The sequence below is a fragment of the Conexibacter stalactiti genome, assembly GCF_033542075.1.
Taxonomy (GTDB): Bacteria; Actinomycetota; Thermoleophilia; order Solirubrobacterales; family Solirubrobacteraceae; genus Conexibacter; species Conexibacter stalactiti.
In genome coordinates this window covers 25854-37346 of record NZ_JAWSTH010000063.1, presented here as the reverse complement: position 1 = coordinate 37346, position 11493 = coordinate 25854, and the positions used below count along the sequence as shown (strand labels likewise).

General features: G+C 72.8%; 11 protein-coding genes and 1 pseudogene. 3 read left to right on the top strand and 9 right to left on the bottom strand.

The features are described 5' to 3' along the window. Nucleotides 1-1034: pseudogene (locus tag R7226_RS20515) on the bottom strand (hypothetical protein); the annotation flags it as partial. Nucleotides 1035-1059: 25 nt separating this feature from the next. Between R7226_RS20515 and R7226_RS20510 the strand changes: the two are divergent. Further along, nucleotides 1060-2604, top strand: coding sequence for an outer membrane protein assembly factor BamB family protein (locus R7226_RS20510; protein ID WP_318599175.1), 1545 nt, complete (start codon nt 1060-1062; stop codon nt 2602-2604). Between the two features lie 3 nt (nt 2605-2607). Here R7226_RS20510 and hisF read toward each other — a convergent pair whose 3' ends face one another. The 8 genes from hisF to murA are packed head-to-tail and all read right to left on the bottom strand — an operon-like array spanning nt 2608 to nt 9554. After that, nucleotides 2608-3378 carry an imidazole glycerol phosphate synthase subunit HisF gene (gene hisF / locus R7226_RS20505; protein WP_318599174.1) on the bottom strand — a complete coding sequence of 257 codons (771 nt, stop codon included), beginning with the start codon at nt 3376-3378 and terminating at the stop codon, nt 2608-2610. A gap of 4 nt (nt 3379-3382) precedes the next feature. Beyond that, nucleotides 3383-4120 (bottom strand): 1-(5-phosphoribosyl)-5-[(5-phosphoribosylamino)methylideneamino]imidazole-4-carboxamide isomerase, encoded by a 738-nt coding sequence (gene hisA, locus R7226_RS20500; RefSeq protein WP_318599173.1) that lies wholly within the window; start codon nt 4118-4120, stop codon nt 3383-3385. Further along, nucleotides 4117-4788 carry an imidazole glycerol phosphate synthase subunit HisH gene (gene hisH / locus R7226_RS20495; RefSeq protein WP_318599172.1) on the bottom strand — a complete coding sequence of 224 codons (672 nt, stop codon included), beginning with the start codon at nt 4786-4788 and terminating at the stop codon, nt 4117-4119. Before hisH ends, hisA begins: the two co-directional genes overlap by 4 nt. Beyond that, nucleotides 4785-5381 carry an imidazoleglycerol-phosphate dehydratase HisB gene (gene hisB, locus R7226_RS20490; protein WP_318599171.1) on the bottom strand — a complete coding sequence of 199 codons (597 nt, stop codon included), beginning with the start codon at nt 5379-5381 and terminating at the stop codon, nt 4785-4787. Before hisB ends, hisH begins: the two co-directional genes overlap by 4 nt. Beyond that, nucleotides 5378-6658, bottom strand: coding sequence for a histidinol dehydrogenase (hisD, locus tag R7226_RS20485; protein ID WP_318599170.1), 1281 nt, complete (start codon nt 6656-6658; stop codon nt 5378-5380). The genes hisB and hisD overlap by 4 nt, the downstream gene beginning before the upstream one ends. Further along, nucleotides 6648-7277, bottom strand: a complete 630-nt coding sequence (gene hisG / locus R7226_RS20480) for an ATP phosphoribosyltransferase (protein WP_318599169.1) — start codon at nt 7275-7277, stop codon at nt 6648-6650. Before hisG ends, hisD begins: the two co-directional genes overlap by 11 nt. Next, on the bottom strand, nt 7274-8239 hold the full coding sequence (hisZ, locus tag R7226_RS20475) for an ATP phosphoribosyltransferase regulatory subunit (protein WP_318599168.1): 966 nt from the start codon (nt 8237-8239) through the stop codon (nt 7274-7276). The genes hisG and hisZ overlap by 4 nt, the downstream gene beginning before the upstream one ends. A 10-nt stretch (nt 8240-8249) precedes the next feature. Continuing rightward, nucleotides 8250-9554, bottom strand: a complete 1305-nt coding sequence (murA, locus tag R7226_RS20470) for a UDP-N-acetylglucosamine 1-carboxyvinyltransferase (RefSeq protein ID WP_318599167.1) — start codon at nt 9552-9554, stop codon at nt 8250-8252. A 79-nt stretch (nt 9555-9633) separates the two neighbouring features. Between murA and R7226_RS20465 the strand changes: the two genes are divergently transcribed. Together R7226_RS20465 and R7226_RS20460 are read left to right on the top strand one after the other, a co-directional pair. Further along, the gene (locus R7226_RS20465; RefSeq protein ID WP_318599166.1) at nt 9634-10221 is read left to right on the top strand and encodes an HDIG domain-containing metalloprotein; all 588 of its coding nucleotides are present in this window, start codon (nt 9634-9636) and stop codon (nt 10219-10221) included. Further along, nucleotides 10221-11474, top strand: a complete 1254-nt coding sequence (locus R7226_RS20460; protein ID WP_318599165.1) for an MFS transporter — start codon at nt 10221-10223, stop codon at nt 11472-11474. The genes R7226_RS20465 and R7226_RS20460 overlap by 1 nt, the downstream gene beginning before the upstream one ends. Nucleotides 11475-11493: the final 19 nt, after the last annotated feature.

Below are 11493 nucleotides of genomic sequence, written 5' to 3'. Positions count from 1 at the left end.
GCCGCCAGCTCGGGGCTGGCGCCGCGCAGCGCCTCGACGATCGCCGAGGCGCGCCCGCCCGCTCCGCCCGTGCCCGCGCCCGCGCCGCCGCGAGGCCCGCCGAGCGCCGCCAGCCGCTCCCCCAGGTGCGACGCGATGCCGGCTGCCGCCAAGACGACGTCGCGATCGCGCGCCGGGAAGTCGAGCGCCGCCAGCCAGCCCGCGAGCGGTCTGCCGACGCGCAGCGCGGCGACGGCCAGCAGCAGCAGGTCGACGCGGCCGTCGGGCGCCAGCAGCGCGCGCGCCCGCGCCGCCAGCGCGGCGTCGAAGCTCAGCCCGGGAACGAGCGCGTCGCCGCCGCCCCAAGTCGCGATCTCGGCCAGCGCGTCCCCCGCGGTCGGTTCTCGCAGCGTGCGCCGCAGCTCCGCGCCCACGCGCGCACCGCTGATCGTCGCCAGCGCCCCGCCGTCGATCGCGGCGCGCGACAGCTCGCCCGTGCGCGGCTCGGTCGCGAAGCGCAGCCGCGTCGCATAGCGGACGAGCCGCAGCAGCCGCGTCGGGTCGTCCTCGAAGCTGGCGTCGTGGAGGATCCGCATCCGCCCGGCGACGAGGTCGTCGAGCGCGAACGGGACTGACTCCAACCGCCCGTCCAGCGTCGTCGCGATCGCGTTGACGGTGAAGTCGCGCCGCGCGAGATCCTCCGCGAAGCTGCCCGGCCGCACCTCCGGCAGCGCGCCCGGATGGGCGTAGCGCTCGGCGCGCGCCCGCACGACGTCGTAGGCGTGGCCGCCGCCGCGCACGACGACCGTCCCGAAGCGCTCATGGCCGGCGACCTCGGCGTCCGCGCCCAGAGCCGCCACGATCCGCCCCGCGACCGCCTCGGCGTCGCCGTCGGTGACGAGGTCGAGGTCGAGCGGCGCGCCGCCGAGCAGCAGGTCGCGCACCGCGCCGCCGACGACGCGCACGTCCTCGGCGCCATCCAGCGCCGCCAGCAGCGGCGCCGCGGCGGGCAGCGCGCGCAACCGCGCGGGGACCTCGTCAGGAGTGATCGTCACAGCGCTGTACTACCATGCGCGGCCGATGCCGAGCCCCAAGCCACGCCGCCGGCGCGGTCTGCTCGTCGCCCTCGCGGCCGTCGCTCTCGTCCTCGTGGCGGGCGGTGCCGCCGCCTTCCTGCTGCTGCGGGAGCCGGGCGACGTCTCCAACCCCGACGTCGCGTTCACCGCCACGACCGAGACGGAGACGCAGCCGCAGCCCCCACCGCCGCCGAGACCGAGAGCGAGACCGGTCGACACCTTCTCGTGGCCGACCTACGGCCTCTCCGACGCGCGCACGCGCGATTGGACGACCGCTCCCGACTACCTCAGACCGCCGTTCAAGCGCGGCTGGACCTATCGCGGCGACGTGCTGATCGAGTTCCCGCCGGTGATCAGAGGCGCGAACCTCTATGTCTTCGACGATGACGGCTGGCTGCGCTCGCTCAACAAGGTCAGCGGCGCGATCCAGTGGCGTCAGCATGTCGGCAGGCTGGCCGCCGCCTCCCCCGCGATCGGCGACGGCAACGTCTACGTCGTGGCGCTGGAGCGGTTCGACAACGCCGACGCCGGCAGAGTCGCCGCCTTCCGCGAGACCGACGGCAAGCCGCTGTGGTCGCGCGATCTGCCCAGCCGCGCCGAGTCCTCGCCGCTGCTGCGCAACGGCATGCTCTTCTTCGGCAGCGAGAACGGGACCGTCTTCGCGCTCGACGCCAGAAGCGGTCGCACGCGCTGGACCTATCAGGCCTCCGGCGCCGTCAAGGGCGCGCCGGCCTACGCCGACGGCAACCTCTACTTCGGCGACTACGGCGGCAAGGTCCACGCGGTGCGGGCGCGCGACGGCAAGCGCGTCTGGGAGGTCGGCACCAGCGGCACCCGCTTCGGCTTCGGCTCCGGCCAGTTCTACTCGACGCCGGCGGTCGCCTTCGGGCGCGTCTACATCGGCAACACGGACAGCCGCGTCTACTCCTTCTCCGCGAAGGACGGCACGCTCGCGTGGGCGACCGGCACCGGCGGCTACGTCTACGCCGCGCCGGCCGTCGCGAACGTCGACGGGCTCGGCCCGACCGTCTACGCCGGCTCCTACGACGGCAACTTCTACGCCTTCGACGCCCGCTCGGGCGACGTCCGCTGGCGCTTCCCCAGCGGCAACCGCATCTCCGGCTCGCCGACGATCATCGGCAACGTCGTCTACTTCTCCAACCTCGGCGCCTACGACACGCACGGGCTCAACGCGCGCACCGGCAAGCAGATCTTCAGATTCCCTGAAGGCTCCTACACGCCGGTCGTCGCCGACCGCCGCGCGCTCTACCTCGTCGGATACAACAACATCTTCGAGATGCTGCCGACGCGCAGACCGAGAGCGTGGAGACGGGCGCAGGCCGCGGCCGTCGAAGCGGTCCGGCTCGACCGCGTCAGAGCGCGCAGAGCGGCGGCCAGGAGAGCCGCGGCGAGAAGAACCGCGCGCAGAGCGAGCGCGAGAAGAACAGCGAGAAGAGCTGTCAGAAGAGCGAGAAGAACGGCCAGAAGAGCCGTCAGAAGAGCGAGACGCGCCGCCAGAAGAGCGGCGCGCGGAAGCAGCGGCGACTGAGCGTCAGTCGACGGCGCGGATCGGCACGCCGGCCTCCGCCAGGTGCTGCTTGATCTGCGGGACCGTGAATCTGCCGTAGTGCAGGATCGACGCGCACAGCACGGCGTCGGCGCCGGCGTCGAGCGCCTCGGTCAGGTGGTCGAGCGTGCCCGCGCCGCCGGAGGCGATCACCGGCACGCCGACGGCAGCCGCGACGGCGCTCGTCAGCGGCAGGTCGTAGCCGACGTTGCTGCCGTCTCTGTCCATCGACGTCAGCAGGATCTCGCCGGCGCCGCGCTCGGCGCCCTCGCGCGCCCACGCGACCGCGTCGCGGCCGGTCGGCGTGCGCCCACCGGCGACGAAGACCTCCCACGACGGCGGATCGGAGCCCTCGCGCTGCTTGGCGTCGATCGCGAGCACGACGCACTGCGCGCCGAACTGCTCCGCCAGCTCGTCGATCAGCTCCGGCCGCTTGACCGCGGCCGAGTTGACCGCGACCTTGTCGGCGCCGGCGTCGAGCACCGCCTGCGCATCCTCGACCGAGCGGATCCCGCCGCCGATCGTGAACGGGATGAAGACGTTGTCAGCAGTGCGGCGCGCCAGCTCGACGACGGTGTCGCGCTGCGAGGAGGTCGCCGTGATGTCGAGGAAGACCAGCTCGTCGGCGCCGGCGGCGTCGTAGCGCTCCGCCAGCTCGATCGGGTCGCCGGCATCTCTGATGTCGACGAAGGCCGTGCCCTTGACGACGCGGCCGTTGTCGACGTCGAGGCAGGGGATGACGCGCTTGGCGTGCACGCCCCTACGCCTTCGCGACCGGCTTGAGCGCGGCGAGCGCCTCGGCGATCGTGAACTTGCGCTCGTACAGCGCCTTGCCGACGATCACGCCGTTGAGGTTGACCTGGCGCAGGCTCGCGAGCGCGGCGAGGTGGTCGAGCGTGCCGATCCCGCCGGAATATATGAAGCTGCCTCTGACGGCCTCGGCGACGCGCTTGACCTCGTCGAGGTCGGGCCCGGTCAGCATCCCGTCGCGCTCGATGTTCGAGTAGACGAGCTTCTTGACGCCGCGCCGCTGGAGGTGGTCGATCACGGCCGACGCCTCCATCTCGGTCTGCTCCTTCCAGCCGGAGCTGGCGACCTTGCCGCCGCGCACGTCGACGGAGACGACGACGCGCTCGCCGTAGGCGGCGACGACGTCGTCGAGGAAGTCGACGTCGGTGAAGGCGGCCGTGCCGAGGATCACGCGCTCGGCGCCGGCGGAGATCGCCGCGTCGACGGAGGCGCGCGAGCGCAGCCCGCCGCCGAACTCGACCGGCACGCCCAGCTCGCCGGCGATCCGCCGCAGGTGCTCGAGGTTGGCCGGTCTGCCGTCGCGGGCGCCGTCGAGGTCGACGACGTGCAGCCATCTGGCGCCGCCCTCGACCCACGCGCGCGCGGCGCTGAGCGGATCGCCGTCGTAGACGGTCTCGTCGGCGAAGTCGCCCTGTCTGAGGCGCACGGCGCTGCCGCCGCGGATGTCGATTGCGGGATAGAGGATCATGCCGTCGCCTGGGATCGTTCGGGGTCGGGGAGGGCGCCGTCCGAGCCGCCGCACGCGGCGCTGAAGCTGGCCAGCAGCCTGAGCCCGAAGCGCGAGGACTTCTCGGGGTGGAACTGCACGCCGAAGACGTTGTCGCGCGCGACCGCGCTGACGAAGCGCTCGCCGTAGACGGCGGTGCCGAGCGCGTCGGAGGGGTCGGTCGGGCGCACCACGAACGAGTGCACGTGGTAGAAGGCGACCGCCTCCGGAAGTGCTGCGTTGAGGCGCGTGGCGCGCTCGAAGCGAACGACGTTCCAGCCGATGTGCGGGACCCGCTCGCCCTTCGCGTCCAGCGGCGTCACCTCGCCGGCGAGCAGGCCGAGGCCGGTCGCAGGCTCGACCTCGACCGAGCGCTCGAACAGCAGCTGCATCCCGAGGCAGATCCCCAGCACCGGCACGCCCGCGGCGGCGCGCTCGCGCACGACCGCGTCGAGCCCCAGCTCGCGCAGGTTGCGCATCGCGCGCGGGAAGGCGCCGACGCCCGGCACGACGACGCCGTCTGCCGCGCGGATCGCCTCGTGGTCGCGCGTCACCAGCGGTGTCGCGCCGACGTGCGCGAACGCCTTCTCGACAGAGCGGCGGTTGCCCATCCCGTAGTCGAGGATGGCGATGGTGGGCGCGGCGCTCACGCTGTCAGCGTTCCCTTCGTGCTCGGCACGCCCGTCTCGGTCGGGTCGATCGCGACGGCGGCGCGCAGCGCGCGCGCGAACGCCTTGAAGAGCGCCTCGATGATGTGGTGGATGTTCGCGCCCGCCTCGACCGTGAGGTGCAGCGCCATTCTGGCGTTGCCGGCGACGGCGCGGAAGAACTCCTCGGTCAGCTCGTGGTCGTAGTTGCCGATCGCGCCGGGCGGCAGCGACGCCTCCCACGCGACGTAGGCGCGGCCGGAGATGTCGATCGCGACCGACGCGCGCGCCTCGTCCATCGGGACGGTCGCGGAGCCGTAGCGGTAGATCCCTCTGCGATCGCCGAGCGCGCGGTCGAGCGCCTGCCCGAGGCAGATGCCGACGTCCTCGACGGTGTGGTGCCCGCCGGTGTCGAGGTCGCCGGTGGCGGCGACGGCGAGGTCGAGCCGGCCGTGGCGCGCGAGCAGGTCGAGCATGTGGTCGAAGAAGCCGACGCCGGTGCTGCGCTCGCCGGCGCCGGTGCCGTCGAGGCCCAGCGTCAGGCGGATGTCGGTCTCGCCCGTCTTGCGTTCGATCGTCGCGGTGCGCTCGCTCATGACGCAGGATTCTCCCGGATACGCGCTTCCATGGACTGTGCGTGCAGCTCGAAGCCCTCCGCGCGTGCGATCGCGGCGCCGGCCGGCGCGAGCGTCGCGGCGGCGGCGTCGGGGATCCGCACCTCCGTCATGCGGCGACGGAAGTGGCGTGTGGAGAGGCCGGAGGCGAAGCGGGCCGCCCCGTCGGTCGGCAGCGTGTGGTTGGAGCCGGCGACGTAGTCGCCGAAGGCGGTCGCGCCGTTGCGCCCGACGAACAGGCAGCCGGCGTTGCGGATCTCGGGCGCCAGCGTCTCCGCGCGCTCGCCGATCAGCTCCAGATGCTCGGGCGCGAAGGCGTTCGCGAGCGCGAGCGCGTCGGCGAGGTCGGCCGTCTGCACGAGCGCGCCGATGCCTGGCTCGGGGACGACTGAGAGTCCCTCTGACAAAGCCTCGATCGCGTCGCCGTCCGGGGACACAGCGATGACGAGGCTGTCTCCGCCGTGCTCGGCCTGCGCGCGCAGGTCGAGCGCGACCGCGCGCAGGTCGGCGTCGCGGTCGAACAGCACCAGCACGTCGCTCGGGCCGGCGAAGCCGTCGATCCCGACCAGCCCGGCGCCCTGCACCTGGCGCTTGGCCTCCTGCACCCACAGGCTGCCGGGGCCGACGATCACGTCGACCGGCGCGACGGTGTCGGTCCCGTGGGCGAGCGCGGCGATCGCCTGCGCCCCACCCATGCGGTAGACCTCGTCGGCGCCGGCGAGCGCGGCAGCCGCGAGGATCGCCGGGTGCAGATCGCCGTCGGGGCCGGGCGGCGCGCACAGCACGACCTGCTCGACGCCCGCGGTCACGGCCGTCACGACGCCCATCAGAACGGTGCTCGGGTAGGGCGCGCGGCCACCGGGGACGTAGACGGCGGCCCGCCGCACGGGGATCTCGCGCAGCTTGATCGTCTGGCCGTGGCCGAGCGTCACCTCGCGCTCCTCGTCGAGGCCGATCGCGGCGACGACGCCGATGTTCTGCGCCGCGACCTCGAGGCCGGCGCGTACGTCGGGATCGAGCGCGGCCAGCGCCGCGTCCAGCTCCTCCTGTGGCACGCGCAGCGGCTTGGGCTCGGCGCCGCCGGTGTCGAATCTGCGGATCAGCTCGACGACGGCGGCGTCGCCGCGCTCGCGCACGTCGGCGAGGATCGCGGCGACCGGCTCTGCGACGGAGGCGCCGCCCGGCGCCAGGGCGCGCAGCTCGGCCGCGAGCGCGGGGGCCGCGGCGGCATCGGTCAGCGCGCGGCGCTCAAGCCGCACGCAGCTTCTCCACCATCGCGTCGATCGCGGCGGCCTTCAGCTTGTGCGCGACCGGGTTGGCGATCAGGCGCGCCGTCGTCACCGCGATCTCCTCGCGGATCACGAGGCCGTTCTCGCGCAGCGTCGTGCCCGTCGCGGTCAGGTCGACGATCGCGTCGACCATCCCGGTCAGCGGCGCCAGCTCGACCGAGCCCTTGACCTCGACGAGCTCGACCTGGCGGCCGGTCCGCTCGAAGTGCTGGGAGGCGATCCGGCGGTACTTGGTCGCGACGCGCATCACGCCGAGGCGCCGCAGCGCCTCCGCGCCGGCGTCGTCGCCGGCGACCGAGGCGAGCACCATCAGGCAGCGGCCGAAGCCGAGGTCGAGCAGCTCGTAGACCTCGCGCTCGGGCTGCTCCATCAGCACGTCCTTGCCGGTGATGCCGACGTCGGCGGCGCCGGCCTCGACATAGGTCGGCACGTCCGAGGGCCGCATCGTGATGATGCCGACGTCCTCGAACAGCAGCTTGCGGTCGTTGGAGCGGACCTCGCTCGTGTCGATCCCGAGCGTGTCGAGCAGGTCGAGCGCCTCGCGCATCAGCGCGCCGCGCGGGACCGCGATCGTGAGGCGGTCGCTCATCTGCGCTCCTCCCCGGCGAGCGCGATGTGCAGCCGGTCGACGGTCAGCGCCCAGCCGACGGCGGGCAGCGGCCGGCCGAAGCGGCCGAGCAGGTCGTCGTAGCGGCCGCCGCCGCCGAGCGGGGCGCCGAGCCGCGGGTCGTAGACCTGGAAGATCGCGCCGGTGTAGTAGCCGAGGTCGCGCACCAGGCCGAGGTCGAAGATGACGCGCTCGGCGACGGCGGCGTCGAGCCGCTCGTGGATCGCGCGCAGCCCCTCGGCCGCCTCGTGGGCGACGCCGTCGAGGCGGTCGAGCACCTCCGGGCCGCCGCGCAGCTGCGGGATCCGCTTCAGCTGCTCGACGGCGTTCGCGTCGGCGAGCCGCAGCGTGTCGACCTCGCGTTCGAGCCCGACGAAGTCGCGCGTCACCAGCTCGTGCAGGATCCGCTCGCGCGACTGGCCGGCGATCCCGTGGCTGTCGAGCAGCGCCTGGTAGAGCGCGACGTCGCCGAGGCCGATCCGGTAGCTCGTCAAACCGATCGCGTCGAGCGTCTCGCACAGCAGCGTGAGTGCTTCAGCCGTGCCGTCGGGCGCGGGCGCGCCGATCAGCTCGATCCCCGCCTGCAGGAACTCGCGCGACTGGCCGCGCTGCGGCTTGATGCCGCGGTAGGCGTGCGCGAAGTAGCAGAGCCGCAGCGGCAGCTCGGCGCCGGAGAAGCGCGAGGCGACCAGCCGCGCGATCGGCACCGTCATGTCCGAGCGCAGCGTCAGGACCCTGCCCTGCTCGTCGAAGAGGCGGTAGACCGGCAGCGTGCCGCCGACCCCGCCGATCGCGAGCGTGTCCTCGTACTCGAGCGCGGGCGTGGAGACCTCGCCGTAGCCGGCGCGCTCGAAGACGCCGTACGCCGCGCCGAGGATCGCACGCAGCTCCCGCATCTCGTCGGGCAGCACGTCGCGCGTGCCGCTGGGGATCGGATGGATCACGTGACCGGCCTCAGTGGGCGTGGGCGCGGTCGCCGTCTTCGACCCGCTCGATGCGGGCGCCGAGCGCGCGCAGGCGCTCGTCGATCCGCTCGTAGCCGCGGTCGATCTGGCGGATGTTGCCGATCTCGGTCGTGCCCTCGGCGCAGAGCGCGGCGATCAGCATCGCCATGCCGGCGCGGATGTCCGGCGACTCGACCCGCTCGCCGCGCAGGCGACGAGGACCGACGACGAGTGCGCGGTGGGGGTCGCAGATCGTGATCGCGGCGCCCAGCAGCTGCAGCTTGTCGGTGAAGAAGAGCCGGTTCTCGAACATCTTCTCGTGGATGATGACCGAGCCTTCCGACTGGGTCGCCATCGCGAGCGCGATCGAGGTGAGATCGGCGGGGAAGGCCGGCCACGGGCCGTCCTCCACCTTCGGCTGGTAGCCGCCGGCGTCGTTGGTGATGACGAGCTTCTGGCCGCCGGGCACGAACAGGTCGTTGCCGCGCAGCTCCGTCTCCAGCCCGAGGCGGGCGAAGATCAGCCGCACCATCCGCAGATCCTCGGGATAGGTGTCCTTGATCAGCAGCTCGCCGCCGGTCACGCCGGCGAGCGCCATGAAGGAGCCGATCTCGATGTGGTCGGGGCCGATGCGGTGCTCGCAGCCGCCGAGCCTGTCGACGCCGTGGACCGTCATCACGTTGGAGCCGATCCCGTCGATCTGCGCACCCATCTTCACGAGCATGCGCGCGAGGTCCTGCACGTGCGGCTCGGAGGCGGCGTTGCGGATCACGGTCGAACCGGGCGTCAGCGCGGCGGCCATCAGCGCGTTCTCGGTCGCCATGACGGACGGCTCGTCCATCAGGAAGTCGCAGGCCGTGAGGCCGCGCGGCGCCGTCAGCAGGATGTCGCGGTCGTGCTCGATCGTCGCGCCGAGCGCCTTGAAGGCGTCGAGGTGCGGGTCGAGCCGGCGGCGGCCGATCACGTCGCCGCCGGGCGGCGGCATGTGGGCGCGGCCGTAGCGCGCCAGCAGCGGGCCGGCGAGCAGGAAGGAGGCGCGGATCCGCTCCGACAGTCTGCGGTCGAGGTCGGTTCTGGCGACGCCTTCGGCGCGGATCGCGACCTCGTTGTCGCCGATCCACTCCGCCCTCGCTCCGAGGTCGGCGATCAGCTCGATCTGCGCTTGCACGTCGCTGATGCGCGGGACGTTGCTGAGGACGACCTCGTCGTCGGTCAGCAGGGTCGCCGCCAGGATCGGCAAGGCGCCGTTCTTGTTGCCTGCGGGCGTGAACGTACCGGAAAGCGGCACGCCGCCTTGTATGACGAACTTCTCCATAAGAGGGGGATGGCGCCGAGCCCGCAGATCGGTCACGGAGATGGGGTCGAGCCCGGAGCGCTGAGCTAGGGTAACAGCCATGCCAGGGGGGATTTCGCGCGACGGGGCCTGGACCCTCCTTTGCGAGTGGACGGAATCGGATTCCCTGCGCCGGCACATGCTCGCCGTCGAGTACGCGATGCGAGCGTATGCGCGCCATTTCGGCGCGGACGAAGAAATCTGGGGCATCACCGGCCTGCTTCACGATCTGGACTACGAGCGGTACCCGTCGCTGGAAGACGGCCACCCGCGCGTCGCGATGCGGGAGCTGGAGCGAATCGGCGTCGCGGATGAGATCATCCGTGCGATCGGGTCGCACGCGGATGAGATGGGGCTGTCGCGCGACTCGGAGATGGAACGGGCGCTCTACGCCGTCGACGAGCTGAGCGGGTTCGTCGTGGCGTGCGCGTACGTGCGACCTCAGGGGCTCGAGGGCATGACGCCGAAGTCGGTCAAGAAGAAGATGAAGACGGCGAGCTTCGCGGCGGCGGTCGACCGTGCCCAGCTGCGTCGCGGCGCCGAACAGCTCGGCGTCGACTTCGACGAGCACCTCGCGTTCGTGATCGCGGCGCTGGCGCCGCACGCCGACGTGCTGCTTGCCAGAGCTGACGGCGACCCCTCCCCCTGATGCTCGGCGCCTATCGGGTCCTGCTGCAGCCCCCGGGGACTGCACGCCTGATCTTCTCGCTGCTGATCGGGCGGATCCCGATCGGCATCTTCTCGCTCGCGATCGTGCTGCTGGTGCGGGCGGAGACCGGCTCCTTCGCGCAGGCCGGCGCGGCGAGCGCGGCGTGGGCGATCGGCGCCGGCCTGCTGGCGCCGATCCAGGGCCGGCTGGTCGACCGCTTCGGCCAGCCGGCCGTGCTGATCCCCTCGACGCTCGTCAACGCGCTCGCGGTCGTCGCCGTCGTCGCGTGCGCGCGTGAGCAGGCGGCGACGTGGGTGCTGTGCTTCTTCGCCTTCGTCGGGGGCGCGGCGCTGCCGCCGCTGGGCGCCTGCATGCGCTCGGTGTGGGCGCAGGTGTTCGAGCACGACGGCGACGCGCGCAACACGGCGTACACGTTCGAAGGGATCGTGGCGGAGGCGTTCTTCATCGTCGGCCCGGTGATCACGACCGTGCTGATCGCCGTCAGCTCGACGAGCGTCGCGCTGATCGTCGCGGTCGCGCTGTCGCTGATCGGGACGCTGTGGTTCGCGACGGCGCCGCTGGCGCGCACGTGGAGAAGCGGCGAAGCGCACGAGCGGACCCGCGCCGGCGCGCTCGGCTCGCCGGGGATGCGAACGATGATGCTGGCGATCGTGCCGACCGGGATCTCCTTCGGCGCGCTGGAGGTGGCGATGCCGGCCTTCGCGGTCGAACACGGCGAGAAGGCTGAACTCGCCGGGGTGCTGCTGTCGGTGATGGCGGTCGGCAGCGTGCTCGGCGGCGTCTGGTACGGCGCGCGCCAGTGGTCCAGCGGCGTCGTCGCGCGCTTCATCGTGCTGCACGTCGTGCTCGCGCTCACCACGCTGCCGCTGCTGATCGCCGACTCGATCCCGCTGATGGCGGCGATGGCGGTGATCGCCGGCCTCGCGCTGGCGCCGTCGGCCGCGGCCGCCTACCTGCTGATCGACTACGTCGCGCCGCCCGGCACGACGACCGAGGCGACGACGTGGATGATGACCTCCAACGTCGCCGGCGCGGCGGCCGGCGCCGCGCTCGCGGGCGTGATCGTGGAGGCCGCGAACGCGCGCTGGGCGATCGCGCTCGCCTGCGCCGGTCCGCTGATCGGCGCCGTCGTCTCCGTCGCGCTGCGCAGAACGCTGCATCCCGCCGCCAACGGCATCGTCATAGACGCCGACGGCAAGCGCCAGCCCGTCGGCTCGACGCGCGAGCCCTGAGGCGGCCCCGGCGCGCCGC